This is a genomic window from Maricaulis virginensis (assembly GCF_027922185.1).
GTDB lineage: Bacteria > Pseudomonadota > Alphaproteobacteria > Caulobacterales > Maricaulaceae > Maricaulis > Maricaulis virginensis.
In genome coordinates this window covers 215190-231214 of record NZ_BSFE01000002.1, presented here as the reverse complement: position 1 = coordinate 231214, position 16025 = coordinate 215190, and the positions used below count along the sequence as shown (strand labels likewise).

At 65.9% G+C, this 16025-nt stretch carries 16 protein-coding genes; 7 read left to right on the top strand and 9 right to left on the bottom strand.

Annotation, left to right across the window (positions count from 1 at the left end; genetic code table 11):
* Positions 1–17: 17 nt before the first annotated feature.
* From PKE71_RS04490 to PKE71_RS04480, 3 genes are all read right to left on the bottom strand, one after another.
* The gene (locus PKE71_RS04490; protein ID WP_271185763.1) at positions 18–989 is read right to left on the bottom strand and encodes a sensor histidine kinase; all 972 of its coding nucleotides are present in this window, start codon (positions 987–989) and stop codon (positions 18–20) included.
* A gap of 36 nt (positions 990–1025) precedes the next feature.
* The gene (locus tag PKE71_RS04485) at positions 1026–3353 is read right to left on the bottom strand and encodes a sensor histidine kinase (RefSeq protein WP_271185762.1); all 2328 of its coding nucleotides are present in this window, start codon (positions 3351–3353) and stop codon (positions 1026–1028) included.
* Positions 3354–3575: 222 nt separating this feature from the next.
* A complete protein-coding gene (locus tag PKE71_RS04480; protein ID WP_271185761.1) occupies positions 3576–4046 on the bottom strand; it encodes an NUDIX domain-containing protein in 471 nt (156 codons plus the stop codon).
* Between the two features lie 183 nt (positions 4047–4229).
* Between PKE71_RS04480 and PKE71_RS04475 the strand changes: the two genes are divergently transcribed.
* Together PKE71_RS04475 and PKE71_RS04470 are read left to right on the top strand one after the other, a co-directional pair.
* Positions 4230–5219: a calcium/sodium antiporter gene (locus PKE71_RS04475; protein WP_271185760.1), complete on the top strand. Its 990-nt coding sequence runs from the start codon at positions 4230–4232 to the stop codon at positions 5217–5219.
* A 95-nt stretch (positions 5220–5314) separates the two neighbouring features.
* Complete coding sequence (locus tag PKE71_RS04470) at positions 5315–6517, top strand: DUF418 domain-containing protein (RefSeq protein ID WP_271185759.1); 1203 nt, start codon at positions 5315–5317, stop codon at positions 6515–6517.
* Between the two features lie 20 nt (positions 6518–6537).
* On the opposite strand, the gene PKE71_RS04465 is transcribed toward PKE71_RS04470, so the two are convergent.
* A complete protein-coding gene (locus PKE71_RS04465; RefSeq protein WP_271185758.1) occupies positions 6538–7431 on the bottom strand; it encodes a LysR family transcriptional regulator in 894 nt (297 codons plus the stop codon).
* Positions 7432–7521: 90 nt separating this feature from the next.
* On the opposite strand from PKE71_RS04465, the gene PKE71_RS04460 reads away from it, so the two are divergent.
* Positions 7522–8133 (top strand): LysE family translocator, encoded by a 612-nt coding sequence (locus PKE71_RS04460; RefSeq protein WP_271185757.1) that lies wholly within the window; start codon positions 7522–7524, stop codon positions 8131–8133.
* A gap of 5 nt (positions 8134–8138) precedes the next feature.
* Here the strand turns inward: PKE71_RS04460 and PKE71_RS04455 are convergent, their stop codons facing one another.
* Positions 8139–8546, bottom strand: a complete 408-nt coding sequence (locus PKE71_RS04455; RefSeq protein WP_271185756.1) for a dihydroneopterin aldolase — start codon at positions 8544–8546, stop codon at positions 8139–8141.
* Between the two features lie 7 nt (positions 8547–8553).
* On the bottom strand, positions 8554–9312 hold the full coding sequence (locus tag PKE71_RS04450; RefSeq protein WP_271185755.1) for an SDR family oxidoreductase: 759 nt from the start codon (positions 9310–9312) through the stop codon (positions 8554–8556).
* Between PKE71_RS04450 and uvrC the strand changes: the two genes are divergently transcribed.
* From uvrC to PKE71_RS04430, 4 genes are all read left to right on the top strand, one after another.
* The gene (uvrC, locus tag PKE71_RS04445; RefSeq protein ID WP_271186076.1) at positions 9311–11203 is read left to right on the top strand and encodes an excinuclease ABC subunit UvrC; all 1893 of its coding nucleotides are present in this window, start codon (positions 9311–9313) and stop codon (positions 11201–11203) included. The genes PKE71_RS04450 and uvrC overlap by 2 nt on opposite strands.
* Positions 11204–11208: 5 nt before the next feature.
* Positions 11209–11820, top strand: a complete 612-nt coding sequence (locus PKE71_RS04440) for a CDP-alcohol phosphatidyltransferase family protein (RefSeq protein WP_271185754.1) — start codon at positions 11209–11211, stop codon at positions 11818–11820.
* A gap of 57 nt (positions 11821–11877) precedes the next feature.
* Positions 11878–12579, top strand: coding sequence for a response regulator (locus PKE71_RS04435; RefSeq protein ID WP_271185753.1), 702 nt, complete (start codon positions 11878–11880; stop codon positions 12577–12579).
* A gap of 220 nt (positions 12580–12799) precedes the next feature.
* Positions 12800–14116: an ATP-binding protein gene (locus PKE71_RS04430; protein ID WP_271185752.1), complete on the top strand. Its 1317-nt coding sequence runs from the start codon at positions 12800–12802 to the stop codon at positions 14114–14116.
* Positions 14117–14208: 92 nt separating this feature from the next.
* Here PKE71_RS04430 and proC read toward each other — a convergent pair whose 3' ends face one another.
* The 3 genes from proC to PKE71_RS04415 form a co-directional block, all read right to left on the bottom strand.
* Positions 14209–15066 carry a pyrroline-5-carboxylate reductase gene (gene proC / locus PKE71_RS04425; protein ID WP_271185751.1) on the bottom strand — a complete coding sequence of 286 codons (858 nt, stop codon included), beginning with the start codon at positions 15064–15066 and terminating at the stop codon, positions 14209–14211.
* 8 nt (positions 15067–15074) lie between these two features.
* The gene (locus tag PKE71_RS04420) at positions 15075–15578 is read right to left on the bottom strand and encodes a type III secretion system chaperone family protein (RefSeq protein WP_271185750.1); all 504 of its coding nucleotides are present in this window, start codon (positions 15576–15578) and stop codon (positions 15075–15077) included.
* 97 nt (positions 15579–15675) lie between these two features.
* On the bottom strand, positions 15676–15984 hold the full coding sequence (locus tag PKE71_RS04415) for an accessory factor UbiK family protein (RefSeq protein ID WP_271185749.1): 309 nt from the start codon (positions 15982–15984) through the stop codon (positions 15676–15678).
* Between the last annotated feature and the right edge of the window lie 41 nt (positions 15985–16025).

The window sequence follows — 16025 nt, the reverse complement described above, 5'->3', positions numbered from 1 at the left end:
ATGAAAGCCTCGTCGAATTAGTCGGCCCTGCGGGCCGGGTCGGATAACAGGTTCGCCCGTCGGCGGGGCAAGATCAAGGTGAAGCAAGCGCCCGAACCGGGTTCTCCACGGGCTGAAAGCGACCCGCCGTGACGTTCGGCAATCTTGCGGCTCGTGGCAAGCCCCACACCGGCCCCCGGATAGGCGTCGCGCGAATGCAGGCGCTCGAACAGGCCGAATATGCGCTCGGCATGGCGCGGGTCGAAGCCGATCCCGTTATCGCTGATCTCGATTGTCACGCGCCCGCCTGCCTCGTTGTCGTCGGCCTGAGTGGAAATAAGAATATTCACACTCGCGTCCAAACGCCGGTATTTCAAGGCATTATCGACAAGATTTTCCAAAAGCGTCCGCATCTGGACGGCGTCGGCCTCGACCGCTCCCAGCGTGCCGGCCTCGATCTTCGCCTGCGCCGCCTGGATATCGGCCGCACGATCCTCCAGAATCCCGGCCAGGATCGCGTCCAGATCCACGGATGTGATAACCGTCCGGTCATCGCGCACCCGGACATGCACCAGCAGCGCATCGAGCAGGTCGCGCATGCGCCCGGCCGCGGCGGTCATCCGGTCCAGCGGCTGCGCGAGTGCAGGATCGGGCAGGAGGCCCAGCTGATCGCGCAGCCGGTCGCCGAAAACCTGGATCTTGCGCAGGGGTTCGTGCAGGTCGTGGGTCGCCGCGTTGACGAAGATCTCCAGATCCGCCTTCTCCGCTTCCAGCCGCGCGATCCGGGCACGGTCCGAGTTCTGCCGGGTCAATACCCGGTCTGTCTGCCGCCAGCTGATGATAACCACCGCCAGCAGCAGGGCGACGAGCGCCAGCACAATCGTCAGCGCCGCCGGGGTTGCCCGGGCCAGTGGCAGGCCCGCACCAGCGGCCAGCAGAAGACAGATCGCCGCCAGCACGGGCACGATACGCTGCTGCAGTCCTGCCCTGTCCGGGTCCGGCTGGCTCATGAACATGTCACGGGACGCGCCGCCCCGCGCCTCCCGTCAGGTTACACTGCCCTGGCGCACCGGCAGCAACAGGGTGAAGACCGCGCCGGCATCCGGCTCGCCCCAGGCCGTCAGCTCACCGGCATGGCGTTCGGCAATCTTGCGGCAGGTCGCCAGACCGACACCCGTTCCATCGAACTCGTCGCGGCCATGCAGGCGTTCGAACATGCCGAAGATGCGCTCGGCGTGGCGCGGCTCGAAGCCGACACCATTGTCGGCGACCGCAATCCGCGCCATGGCCCCGTTCTCGCCGACCTCGACACTGCCCTCGATGGAGATGGATGGCTGGACGCCGGGACGGCGGAACTTCAGGGAATTGGCGATCAGATTGAGGAAGAGCTGGTGCATCTGGCCCGGATCGGCCTCGATCGCCGGCAATTCGCCGACACGGATTTTCGCACCCTCTGCCGCGATCCGCGGCTCCAGATCGGAAAGGACATCCGCCAGCACGGTCGCCAGCTCGACCGGCAGGAAGGACGTGGTCTTCGAATTGACCCGCGAATAGCTCAGCAGATCGTCAATCAGCCGGCGCATCCGCGTCGCCGCATCGACCATGCGCTCCAGATAGTGCCGGCCGGTATCGTCCAGCGCGTCATAGCACTTGTTGTTCAGCCGTTCGCCGAAAGCCTGGATCTTGCGCAGGGGCTCCTGCAGGTCGTGCGAGGCGGCATAGGCAAACTCCTGCAGCTCGGAATTCGACCGTTTCAGCTCCTGGGCGTAGCGGCGCAGGGCCAGCTCGTCGCGCTTGCGATTGGTGATATCGCGGAAGGTGATCACCGCGCCCTTGGCCGGATCCGACGGATCGAGCGGCGAACTTGCCGATTCGATCGGGATGGGTTGTCCGCTCTTGGTCCAGAACACATCGCCGTCCACCGTCTCGGCTGTGGTGCCGGGATGGTGTAGCGGGCACTCCTCGCGCGGATAGAGCGAACCGTCGCGGCGGGAATGGTGGATCACCGCATGGACATCCCGGCCGATCAGCTCACTCTCGTCATAGCCCAGCATCTGGCAGGCCCGCGGGTTGATGAAGGTGAGCACACCCTGCCCGTCGATGCCGTAAATGCCCTCGGCCGCTGTCATCAGGATCTGCGACAGGCGCTGGTTGGCCGCAGCCGTCGCCTGCGCCCGGCGCCGGGTAATCGTCCTGTGTGCACTGAACAGGACCGCCAGCAGGATGAAGGACAGGGCCATCGCCACGGCAAAGACCCGCAGCACGGCGCGGGCCTGGTTGGCCCCCGCCAGCGCGTCGATGACCTCGATCTCGGTGATGACGCCGATGTCACGGCTGTCATCCCATACCCACGCGCCCATGACGAGAACGCCGCGTGCATCGCGATAGCCGCGCAGATTATAGCCCCGCCCGTTTGCGATCACGTCCTGCGCCGCCTCGGTCAGGGGCCATTCGGCGTAGGGACGGGACGGGATCGCGCCACGGGTGACATTGACCCCGGGGTCACGTACTTCCAGATGCAGCATCGAGGGATGCCCGTCTGCCAGCAGCCCCGCCTCGACGAATTCCTCGCTGTAGCGGGTCTCGGTCAGGAGCCGGCCCGTCCGGTCGATCGCATAGGTCTCGCCGGACACGCCGGTACGCCCCACGCGGAAGGTGGCGGAGTACTCGGCCAGCGGATCCACCCGCAGGGCCAGATAGCCCACGACCTCGCCTTCATCGCGGATCGGCGCGACCGAGTACATCAGGATTTCCTCGTCGATCGGCGCACCTTCCATGTCCGGGGACGGCAGGGCCAGATCGACGATGTGGGGACGCGTGAGAACCGAGCCGCTGCGCTGGAAGCGCCCCTCGGGCAGAAGATCGAGGACCAGGGCCGGCTGCGCCAGCACGCTGTCGCGCATCGAGGACAGCGTCGTGCCGTTGGACGAGATCAGCAGATAACCGCGATAGCCGTATTCGGTGAGCCAGGGCCCCAGCGTCTCGCGCAGGCGGGCCTGGGCAGGCGAACGTTCCAGCTCGGACCGGACGGGCGCACGCGACAATTCCGCCAGGGCTTCGACGACGACCTCGTTTTCCGCCCAGACCCGGACATCGTTCTCGCGATCCTGGGCCCAGTCCTCGAAGCGCTGGATCGTGTTGCGCAGCACGGTCTGCAGCGCGGACAGGTTGGTCGAGCGGGCCGACGCCATCAACGCGCCCTCGCCCGCCATCACTGCAAGCGCAACAACGACAATGAAGGATACAGCGACGAGGCCGGGCAGGACCTGTCCGACCCAGCCGTCAATATCGGCAAGGCGCTGCAAGGCAGACCGCGCTACGGCCTGCTCCGGTTCGTTACGGAGATAGGTATCTTCGTCCGCATCTGCGGTCATTCGAATCGACCCCGCCTGAACGCCCGAAGTCCATGTTAGCGATTTTGTGGCGCTTGTCGCGTAAGACCGCCAAATTCATGGCACAAATTGGCCCGCTCCGGTCAGCCCGGGTTCACCGCCACGCCCATAATGTCCTCAGCGTGCGCCCGCGGTGTATCGGTCCGGACCGGGCAACAACCCTCGCTTTGCTCCGGGCCGGGCCGGTACACCGCACCTTTTTTCTCACCACTCATCCGACGGATTGGCCGTTCCCGCGTATTCGCGAAGCCGGCGCAGCGTTGCCGGCGATGTGCCGTGCGGCAGGTCGTCCGGATGGAACCAGTCCACCGCCTCGATCTCACCGGCATGATCTGTCGGACAGACCCGCCAGTCGCGAACCGCGAACAGCACGACGTGATCGCCGCGAAAGCTCGCATGATTGCTGTAGATTCCAAGCAGATCGGCTGGTCCGGTCACCTCCACGCCCGCTTCCTCGGCCAGTTCGCGGCGCAGGGCCTCGCGAACAGGCTCGCCCCGCTCCACCCCGCCGCCGGGCAGATACCAGCCATGGACATAGGTGTGACGGACCAGCGCAACGCGCCCGTCGCGGTCCGTGACGATCGCCCGGACCCCGAGCGTGGTTCCCCGCGACAGACGCCACCAGGACTGCAGGATCGGGCGTACCGCCGGCTCGATGCGTGCGCGCCAGCTCATGCCGCTTCCACCGCTAGCCACCGCCTGTTCGTCACGCTATGTACGGGGCATCTGACTGCCATTTTCGGGAAAATGATCATGTACGCTCTTGTTGCCATCCTCGGCGTCGCGGCAATTTTCGGACTGCTCAACCTTATCGAATACCGCCGCCTCGACTAGTCCGCGTTTCCAGAGGTTACCGGCATGGCTGCACCCGTGTTCATCGCCCTGATCCTGGGCGGGATCGTCGTTCTTTTGTTCGGCGGGGACCTGCTGGTCCGGGGCAGTGCGGGCCTGGCCCGGATCTGGCGGCTGCCGCCGCTTCTGGTCGGCCTCACCATCATTGCCTTCGGGACATCTGCGCCCGAGCTGGTGGTCTCGGTGCAATCGGCCCTGGAAGACGTGCCCGGCCTCGCTCTGGGCAATATCGTCGGCTCCAACACCGCGAACTTCCTCCTGATTCTCGGCCTGCCGGCGATTTTCGGCGCCATTCCCACAACCACGCCCGGCGTCCGGCGCAATGCGATCATCGCACTCCTGGCCGCCCTCGCCCTGGTGGCGGTCAGCTGGGACCGCACCATCGACACGGTCGAAAGCGCCGTCCTGTTCGCCCTGATCGTCGCCTATGTCGGCCTGATGGGCGTGCTGGCCGGCAAGAAAAGCGACGATCCCTCGCTCGCGGAACTCACAGATCTCGAACACATGGAAGGCCTGCCGACCGGCGTGGGGCGCAGCGTTGCCGCCGTTCTCATCGGCCTTGTCGCGCTGCCCGTCGGCGCCCAGATGATCGTGACCGGCGGCACCGAAGCCGCCCTCGCCCTGAATGTCGACGAAGCCCTGATCGGCCTGACCGCCGTCGCCTTCGGCACCTCCCTGCCCGAACTCGCGACCGTCGTGATGGCGTCGATGCGGCGACAGGCCGACATGGCGATCGGCAATGTGCTCGGCTCGAACATTTTCAACGTCTTCGCGGTTGGCGGCGCCACCGGTCTCGCCGCATCGGCAGTGGGCGACGATCTTCCCGTTCCCGAGGGCTTCTTCGCCCTCGATCTGTGGGTGATGGTCGGCGCGAGCGTTGCGATCGCCGCGATCATCCTGGCACGCCAGCCGATCAGCCGACTGTTCGGCCTTCTGCTCTTCATCGCCTATGTCGGCTATATCGTCGTACTGGCGAGGTCAGCGCTGGGTGCCTGATCGCCGCAGGGGACGATCCGGACGAAAGTCCCGCAGACATTCGCCCTGTCCCATCGTAACCTCCCGCCGAAGGCTGTAATTCCGAGGGGGGACACATGGCTTCACCGAACACCGAGCGTCTGATCAGTATCGACGCGCTGCGCGGCATCGCGGTCCTGGGCATTCTGATGATGAATGTGCAGGGCTTTGCCATGTCGCCCTTCGCCTACGACAATCCGACCATGCAGATGGATCTGACAGGCGCCAACCTGTCGGTCTGGGCCATTGCCCACACCTTCTTCCATCTGAAATTCATCACGATTTTCTCGACCCTGTTCGGCGCCGGCATCGTCATGATGGCGGGGACCGGCGACGATACCGGCCGCCATTATCCGCGCATGCTGTGGCTGCTGCTGATCGGCGCGATCCACGCCTACCTGCTCTGGTGGGGCGATATCCTCGTCAGCTACGCCCTGCTGGGCATGCTGGCCGTGAAGGCCCGCCGCATGTCGCCGGGCGCACTGGTCACCTGGGGCATCGTGCTGATCGGCGTGAGCGCCCTCATGATGGTCGGCGGTGCCTGGCTGGCTGTTCCGTTCGCGGGCATGTCCGAAACGCCGGAACAGGACGCCATGATGGCCGAGATGATGGCCGGCATGACGCAGGCCTACCAGGCCGGCTATCTCGAGCGCCTGCCCTGGAATGCCGGCTTTGCCGCGATCGGCCAGATCGGCGGGCTGATCGCCTTCGGACCGCGCCTGATGGGCCTGATGTTCATCGGCATGGCCCTGTTCAAGTCCGGCTTCCTGTCGGCGAGCTGGAGCCTGGGACGCTATGCCGTTCTGGCAGCCGTGACGCTGGTGGCCGGTTATCTGCTGTCGCACATGGGCACGCAGTCGATGATCGCCGGCGAATTCGATACCGAGGCTATGGCCCTGGGCACGAGCTACAGTTATTTCGGCAGCCTGGTCCTGTCCTTCGGCTATGCATCCGCCGTGATGCTGCTGGCCAAGCTCGGCGCTTTCCGGCTCCTGCTGATGCCCTTCGCTTCGGCCGGCCGGATGGCCTTCACCAACTATATCGCCCAGACCCTGATCATGACCTTCATCTTCGTGGGCACGCCGGGTCTCGGCCTGTTCGGCACGGTCGAACGGGTCGACCAGGCCAAGCTGGTGCTGATCGTCTGGGCGGTGCAGCTGATCTGGTCGCCGCTCTGGCTGTCGGTCTTCCGCTTCGGCCCGCTGGAATGGGTCTGGCGCTCGCTGACCTACAAGCAGGCCCAGCCGCTGCTGAAGCGGCGCGAGCCTGCCGCCGGTTAGACTCGGGGCGCTGCAGCCGGTCAGGCCAGCTGCGGCGCCCACTCTTCCAGCAGGAAATCGAGAAAGGCCCGTCGAACGGGCGAGTCGGTCCGCGTTGCCGGCCAGACCGCGTGCAGGTCGATGGGCGGGACGGTCCAGCCCGGCGCGGGGTCGATCAGACTGCCGGTCTTCAACCTGTCCTCCACCAGATGGGCGGGCGGGGTAGCCAACCCCATGCCGGCAAGCGCCAGCTCGATCATGGCATCGATACTGCCCACCACGACATTGCCGGGTGTCTCGACATCCACCGACTGGCCACCCGGTGTGATCAGCGTGCGCCAGGCCGGCATGGCATCCAGCCGGATCCAGCGCCGTTGCGCCAGCATTTCAGCGTCGACAGCGATGGTGTGGGCAGAGAGGAACGCCGGCGCACAGACAAGCTGGCGCCGGATATGTCCGATCCGGCGAGCCTTCAGAGCACTGTCAGCCAGACGCCCGGCGCGCAGGCCGAGATCGAACCGGCCGGCGCCGAGATCCGCAACCGCGTCGGAAACATCCACCCGCATCTCCACGCCCGGATGGGCGCCGGAGAACGCCGCAACCGCCTCCCCCAGCCCGGCTCCGATCACCGCCGATGTACAGGTCACGGCAAGGCTGCCGCGCAGCTGACCTGTATGACGGCTGGCGAGCGCGAAAGCATCGTCGCAGGCGGCGGCGATCGCGGCGGCATGGCGGCCGACCTCTTCACCCAGTGCCGTGGGAGACAGGCGACGGGTGGTGCGGTTGAGCAGCGGAGCGCCCAGGAAACGCTCCAGCTCACTGATGTGATAGCTCACCGTGGATGGCGCCACGCCGAGCCTGACCGCAGCCGCACGGAAGGAGCCTTCCTGCAGGACGGTCCCGAAGGTCGCCAGGGATTTGAGCCGATCCAGCATATCGATGATTTTTCGATCAATGAGTTTCAACTCGCCAGCCTAATCGACCGCAAAGCGAATTGATAGATCAGCTGAAACGGGAGACACGCGATGGGAAACCTGCTGGCGATGGGCATCTTCGCCCTGACAATGTCGATCTCGCCGGGACCGGCAAACATGATCACCCTGTCGGCCGGACTGCATCACGGCGCACGCCGGGCCCTGCCCTTCGTGCTCGGCTGCACGATCGGTTTCACGGCCCTGCTCGTGAGCATAGGTCTGGCAGCCAGTATTCTGGCCCGGCTTGGGCCGGTCTGGCAGATCGGCATGGCCGTCCTGGGCGCCGCTGTGATCGTCTATTTCGGTGTCCGCATCGCCTTCGCCCCGACCGGCTTGCAGACCGAAGACCGGCCGGCCCTGCCCGGCCTCTGGCAGGGTGTGCTGCTGCAATGGGTGAACCCGAAGGCCTGGGGTGCCTGCCTGGCGGCTGTGTCCCTGTTCGAACTGGCAGGAGCGGGTGACCGGCTGGCCGTATTCTCCAGCCTCTATTTCGTGATCTGTCTGTTCGGGATCGGCGCCTGGGCGGTGCTCGGACGCAGCATACGCCGCTTCCTGGTCTCACCCCTGCGCATGCGGCTGTTCAATCTGGCGATCGGCGGCACGCTGGTGCTGCTTGCGGCCGGCCTGGTCGCCGACGGGTTGATGCGATCTGCGGCGAGCTGACCCGGTCAGCTTTTCGGGCGGCAGCGAAACCGCGTCAGGCCAACAGCATCGGCATCGGGATAGGCGTCGACCTTGCGGGTGGTCACCTGGGCCGCGGCGACCGCCGCCGGTTCCAGGGCGATATCGAGAATGGTCCCGCACAAGCTTTCCTGCAGGTCGAACTGCTTCTCGCCCAGCGCCTTGATACCGTTGAGGATGTAGTCGTAATCGACGACCGTGGCGATGTCGTCCGTGCCGCACCAGGCCTTGGACACCAGGGTGACGACATCCACCAGCACGCGCTGTTTCACGCCGCGCTCATAGTCGTGAATGCCGATCTCGACATCCAGCTTCACGCCCTCCAGGCGGTAGACGAAGACATCCTCGCCGGTGGCACTGGCGAGCGCGTTCTCGATCACCTGATCCAGTCTCATGGCCGTCTCAGTCCTCCGGCACACCGGCGGCATACATCACATCCCCGTCGCGGGCGTCGAGATGCTGGCCGCCATCCACGATGATCGTCTCGCCCGTCATCGACGGTGTCGCAAGGATGAAGCGCACCGCGCGGATGATGTCCTCGGGCGTGGACCCGCCCTGCATCGGGTTCATCCGGTGCGCACGGGCGAATTCCTCGGGCGACTGGCCGCCGGATGGCAGGGTGATGCCCGGTGCCACCCCATTCACCCGCACGCGCGGGGCGAAAGCCATGGCCATGGTGGTGGTCGCACCGAGGAGCGCCTGTTTGGCCAGGGTATAGGAAAAGAAGTCGGGATTGAGGTTGAAGAGCTTCTGGTCGAGCAGGTTGATGATGCAGCCGGACGCGCGGTCCTCGTGTCGCCTTGCCATCGCAGACGCGAGCAATACCGGCGCCACAAGGTTTACACGCAGCGTGTGTTCGAGTTGCACAGGTGTGACCGTTTCCGGACGGTCGGGCTCGAAGATCGACGCGGAATTGATCAGCGCATCGACACGCCCCACCCCGTCCATGAACCCCGCGATGCCGGCCGTGTCGTCCATGTCGAACCGGACCGTGTCCGCCGAACCGCCCGCATCGCGGATCGCCGCGGCGACGGCCTCAGCGTCCGTGCCGGAGGTGTTGTAGTGCACGACGACGTGCCAGCCATCCGCACCGAGCGCGGCAGCTATTTTGGCACCCAGGCGCTTGCCGCCGCCGGTCACGAGGGCGATCTTGTCGGACATGGCAACCTCGAAGTCTCAATCCGGTCCGATAGATGGCCTTTCCGAACCGGCGAAGCAATCGCTCGCCGGACCGAAAGTCATCGCCGACTACGTCAAGCGGCTGCCGCCCAGGCCCGGCGTCTACCGGATGATCGGCGAGGACGGGCAGATTCTCTATGTCGGCAAGGCGCGCAATCTGAAGAACCGGGTGAGCAATTACGCCGCCGGCCGCGGCCATTCCAATCGCATCGCGCTGATGATCGCGCTGACGCACTCCATGGAGTTCGTGGTCACCCAGACCGAGACCGAGGCGCTGCTGCTGGAAGCCAACCTCATCAAGCGCCTGAAGCCGCGCTTCAACATCCTGCTGCGCGACGACAAGAGCTTCCCCTACATCCTGATCCGCAAGGACCATCCGGCGCCGCAATTGCTCAAGCATCGCGGCGTGCGCAAGACGAAGGGCGATTATTTCGGCCCCTTTGCCTCGGTCGGCGCGGTGAACCAGACACTGAACACGCTGCAGAAAGCCTTCCTGATCCGCACCTGTACCGACAGCGTCTATGAGGGCCGCTCGCGCCCCTGCATGCTCTACCAGATCAAGCGCTGTGCCGGGCCCTGTGTCGATCTGGTCGAACCGGCCGCCTATGACGAGCTGGTCAAGGAGGCGACGGACTTCCTGCGCGGCCGCTCCAACGCCCTGCGCCAGGAGCTGCAGGCCCGCATGAGCGAAGCGGCCGAGGCGATGGATTTCGAAACCGCCGCCAGGCTGCGCGACCGGATCCGCGCGATTGCGGCCGTGACGACCGATCAGGGCATCAATCCGGACGGGGTGGAGGAGGCCGATGTCATCGCCATCGCCCAGGATGGCGGCAAGTCCTGTGTCCAGGTCTTCTTCTTCCGGGCCGGCCAGAACTGGGGCAACCAGTCCTTCTTCCCGCGCCATGAAAGCGACGCCGAACCGGCTGACGTGCTGGCCGCCTTCCTGGCGCAATTCTACGACGACAAGCCGGCGCCGGGCCTGATCCTCCTGTCGCACGAGATCGAGGAAGCCGAGCTGCTGGCCGAGGCCCTGTCGCTGCGGGCCGAGCGCAAGGTGCAGCTGCACACGCCCCAGCGCGGCGAAAAGCGCAAACTGGTCGAGCGCACAGCGACGAACGCGAAGGAGGCGCTCGCCCGGCGGCTGTCGGAAAGTGCCACCCAGACCCAGCTCCTCAAGGGCGTGCAGCGGGTTTTCGAACTGGAGAACATCCCCCAGCGCATCGAGGTCTATGACAACTCGCATATCCAGGGCACGAACGCGCTGGGCGCGATGATCGTGGCGGGGCCGGACGGTTTCGAGAAGAACGCTTATCGCCGCTTCAACATGAAGGGCGACGACGCGGCCACCAACGACGATTTCGCGATGATGCAGGCCATGCTGCGCCGCCGCCTGTCGCGCCTGATCAAGGAGCGCGCGGAAGGCGCCCCCGTGCCCGACCTGATCCTGATCGATGGCGGCAAGGGGCAATTGTCGTCGGTGATGGAAGTCGCTGCCGAACTCGGCGTGACCGACATCACCATCGCCGCCATCGCCAAAGGGCCCGAACGCGATGCCGGCCGCGAGGCCTTCTACCTGCCGGGCAAGGCCCCGTTCAAACTGCCGCAGAAGGATCCGGTGCTCTACTATCTGCAGCGTCTTCGCGACGAGGCCCACCGCTTTGCCATCGGCGGCCACCGGGCCAAGCGCAAGAAGCAGATGGCGGAAAACCCGCTGGACGATATTCCCGGCATCGGACCGTCCCGCAAGAAGGCCCTGCTGGCCCATTTCGGCTCGGCGAAGGCGGTGCGAAATGCAGCTCTGGCCGATCTCGAAGCGGTTGACGGCGTGTCAAAAGCCATGGCCAAAAGGATCCACGACTGGTTCCAGAGGTAATCCGCGTGCTGAAAGCCCTGCCCAACATCATCACCATATTGCGCATCGCGCTGGCCGTCAGCGGCGCCTGGGCCCTGTGGCAATCCTATTTCTGGTCGATCGACTACAATGTTCCGCTCTGGCTGGGCGATGCCTCGGTCGCCGCCCGCTCGCTGGGCGCCTTTGCCATCGCCGCTTTCGTCGTCGCCGCCATCAGCGACTGGCTGGACGGCTGGCTCGCCCGGCGCCTGTCGGCCGAATCCCGCCTGGGCTCGGTGCTCGACCCCGTCGCCGACAAGCTGCTCGTCGATGCCTATCTGCTGGTCTACACGATGATCCTGGGCAGCCCTGTCACACTGGCCGTGCCGGTTGCCGCCATCGTGCTGCGCGATGCCGTCATCACGCTCACCCGGATGGTGGGCCGCGGCGGGGCGGAACCGGCCCTTCCCGTTTCCGCCTCGGCCAAGCTGAAGACCGCCATCGCCATGGTCGTGACGGCCTTTCCCCTCATTGCCGCCATCGCCGGCATCCATACCGTGCTGTGGGTGGTGGAGGGCTGGATCATTGCCGTCTGGCTGACCGCCGCACTGAGCCTAGCGACCGGGCTGGGTTATCTGCGCCGCAAGCCGCAGGCCTGAACTTGAGCCGCGCGGCGGCACAGGCCATTCTGGACAGGACACAGATCAGGAGACGGCATGGCGGAGCTGGCCGGCGGTGATGCCCATATTCTCGTCGTCGACGATGACGACCGGATCAGGACCCTTCTCAAGCGCTACCTCCAGGAACGCGGCTTCCGCGTCTCCACGGCGCCGAATGCCGCCAAGGCCCTGTCGACCCTCAACTCGCTCGCCTTCGATCTCCTGGTTCTCGATGTGATGATGCCGGGCATGAACGGGTTCGAGCTGACCGAAGCCGTGCGCAAGCGGGGCGATACGCCCATCCTGCTGCTCACCGCCCGCGGCGAGGCCGAGGACCGTATCAAGGGGCTGTCGCTGGGCGCCGACGACTATCTCGCCAAACCCTTCGAGCCGGAAGAACTGGTCTTGCGGATCAATGCGATCCTGCGCCGGGCGCGGCCGGTGACGGCGGCAATCCGGCAGGTCGCTTTCGGCGACTGGCATTTCGACATCGGCCGGGAAAGCCTGAGCCGGCGGGGCGAACCGGTGCGGCTCACCGGCGGGGAAGCCGCTCTGCTGGCGGCACTGGCCGCATCGGCCGGACAGACCGTCTCCCGGCTGTCCCTGTCCGAACGCACGGGTGGCGGTGAACGGGCCGTCGACGTCCAGGTCACACGGCTGCGGCGCAAGATCGAGACAGACCCCAAGGAGCCGCTCCACCTCCAGACCGTCCGCGGCGAAGGCTATCGCCTCGCGGCCGATCCGATCTTCGAGGACTGAGCCTCGTGGAAGTACGTCTTTTTTACTCGGAGTTTTTGCCCACCCCTTCTCCCCGGGGAGAAGGTGCCCGAAGGGCGGATGAGGGGGACATCCCGCTAGCGCCGGAGGAGGCGATGGCTGTGTCTTCCCCCTCTCCCCGGCCCTCTCCCAAGGGAGAGGGCGTGCCCGCCCGCGCCTGCGCAAGCTATCCGGCCGGGTTGGCGCAGAGAGGCACACTGCCATGGGCCTGATGCGCCGCTACCTGCCCAAGGGACTGTTTGCCCGCACCCTGCTGATCATCGTCCTGCCGGTGGCGCTGATGCAGGTCGCCGTCGCGTGGTCCTTTTTCGAGGAGCACTGGGAAACGGTGACCAGCCGGCTGTCGGAAGGTGTGGCCGGCGATATCGCCATGATGACGGCGCTCTACGAGTCCGACCAGGAAACACCCGCCGCCTTCGAACGCCACGCCGAGATGGCCTATGAGACGATGCGGCTCTCGGTCGATTTCCGCCCCGGCGAGACCCTGCCCACCTCGCGGCGCTCCTCCTTCTTCCGCACGCTCGACCGCACCCTGCGCAGCGCGCTGTCGGCCCAGATCGACAATGATTTCTGGTTCGATACCACGCGCTATCCCAGCTATGTCGATGTGCGGGTCGAGGTCGAGGGCGGCGTTTTGCGCTATATCGCCCTGCGCGAACGGGTGTTTGCCACCACGGGCCATATCTTCCTGTTGTGGATCATCGGCGCGACGACGCTGCTGACGGCCGTCTCGATCGTCTTCATCCGCAACCAGGTCAAGCCGATCCGCCGCCTCGCCGACGCGGCGGAACAATTCGGCCGCGGTCAGGATGTCGACCATTTCCGTCCGGCCGGCGCGACCGAGGTGCGCCAGGCGGCCCATGCCTTCCTGGAAATGCGCGCCCGTATCCGCCGCCACCTGGAACAGCGCACGGCCCTGCTGGCCGGGGTCAGCCACGACCTGCGCACGCCGCTCACCCGGCTGAAACTGCAGCTGGCCCTGATGCCGGAAAGCCCCGAGCGCGAAGACGCCAAGAAGGATATCGCGGAGATGGAGGAGATGCTGGACGAGTATCTCGACTTCGCCCGCGGTCAGGCGAGCGAAGAGACGGCTCGCAGCGACCTGGTCGAACTGGCCCGGGAAACCGTGGATGCCGCCGTGCGCCAGGGCGGCGATATCGAATTTGTCGCCGATGGCAGTATCGAAAGCGATATCCGGGCCGGCACGGTGAAGCGCTCGCTCGCCAATCTGATCTCGAACGCCCTCGCCTTCGGCAAGAAGGCGCGCGTCACCGTGCGCCGCGCCGGTTCACGGGTCGAGATCGTGGTCGAGGATGACGGTCCGGGTATTCCGCCGGATCAGTATGAAGAGGCGCTCAAACCCTTCAACCGGCTGGATGAGAGCCGCAACCAGAACCGCAAGGGCGTCGGCCTCGGCCTCGCCATCGCCCGCGACGTCGCCCGCAATCACGGCGGCGACATCCGCCTCGGCGAAAGCGATCTGGGCGGTTTGAAAGCGGTGATCAGCCTGCCGGGGTAACGCTGTACTGCACGCCAGTTTTCCCGGACGAGACACCAGGGGACACGACGCCAAGGGACACGTACCAAAGGTACATGTCCCTCTCGATGCCCCTAGCGTTCGCGGCCGCCATTGCCGCTATTGGCGGCCAGCTGGCGGGAGCGGCGCTCGGCCGCGGCCACGGCCTGGCGGACCAGCTCGGGCAGTCCGCCGCCACCGCCCATCAGCACATCGAGCGCAGCCTGGGTAGTCCCCCCGACCGGCGTGACGGCCCGGCGCAATTCCTGCGGCGACTTTTTCGACGAGGCGAGCAGCGCCCCGGCGCCCACGATCGTTTCGCGCGCCAGACGTTCGGCCAGGTCCCGCGGCAGGCCTTCGGCAACGCCGGCGCCTGCAAGGGCTTCGGCGAGCAGGAAGACATAGGCCGGACCGGCCCCGGACACGGCACCGACAGCACCGATCAGACGCTCGTCATGCACCCATTCCACACTGCCCGCCCCCTTGAGCAGGCGCGTGATTTCCGCTTCCAGCGCGTCACCCGCCTCGTTGGCCACGCACACCGTCACCCCGGCCCCGATTTCCGAGGCGGTATTGGGGATGGCACGCATGATCGGCCGGTCGCCAAAGGCCAGCGCCAGGCGGTTCAGCGACACGCCGGCAATGGTCGAGAGCAGCGCGGTGTCGTCGCGCATGACCTGGTTGAGATGGGCCGCGACAGTGTCGGCGGCCTGCACCTTGATGGCCAGGACGACGAGATCGGCCCGCTCGGCTTGCTCAAGACTCAGCGCTTCGCTGATCGTGAAATCGTGCTTCTCGGCCAGCGCCTGGATGGTCTCGCCCGGCGACGGGTCGACCACGATGAGGTTTTCGGCCGCGACCTTGGCGCGCTTGCCGCCGCGCAGCCAGGCGGCGGCCAGGGCCCCGCCCATATGACCCCCGCCGATAAGGGCAATCTTTTCAATCTTCGACATGGTGCGCCTCAGGCCTCACCTGCCGTTTCGAACATGGCGGCAGCGGCCGCCTCCTCGACATTCTTTCCGCCCCACACAAGGAAGTGGAAGGCCGGATAGAAGCGCTCGCCGGCCTCGCGCGCAGCCGAAATCATGGCGGCCGCCTGGGCCGGCGACACGGTCTCGCCATTGGGCAGGGACAGGGCGTGGCGATAGACGATCGAGCCGTCCTCGAACCAGACGTCGAAATGGCCCAGCCACAGCTTTTCGTTCAGGCGCGCCACCAGTTCGCAGACATCGCGGAACTTGTTGGAGGGCACTTTCAGGTCGAGACTGGCACAGATGTGCAGCGCTTCGAGCTCTTCACGCCAGGCGAACCAGATCTGGTGATCGCGCCACGCGCCGGAGGCCGTCAGGTGCAGCTCGCCCATCTCGTCGCGATCATAAGGATACTGCTCGGCAATAACCGCCTGTTCGACCGCGTCGAGGGGGTCGGTCACAGAGGGTGCGAATTCATCTGACAGGAGGTCCATGGAGTACGTTCCTTCGTCTGCGCTGCACATCACACCGTGCATGGACGGTATGACCGCGCTGCGTCAGGCGCAATAAAAAGCGGCCTGTGCGGCCGTGTCAGTTCGTGGATTTCGGCGCGCGGGCCTTCGTGGCCGGCTTCTTCGCGCGGCTCGCCGCCTTCGGCTGGGCCGGCGTTTCCAGCGCCTCGAGACGGGCTTTCAGCGCATCGATCTCGGCCCGCGAATCGTCGAGCGCCGCCTTCACGGCGTCGAATTCCTCACGGCTCACCAGATCCATGTCGGCGATCATGCGATCCGCACGCGCCCGGAAAACGGCGCGCGCCTCCTCGCCCATCGCCTGTGCGGCGCCGAAGGCGTCGGTCATCAGATCGGCAAAATCATTCAGAAGCGGGTTGCGCGTTTGCATCAAAGAAAGCCATTAGAGTGACGAACGGCCACCTATATGCG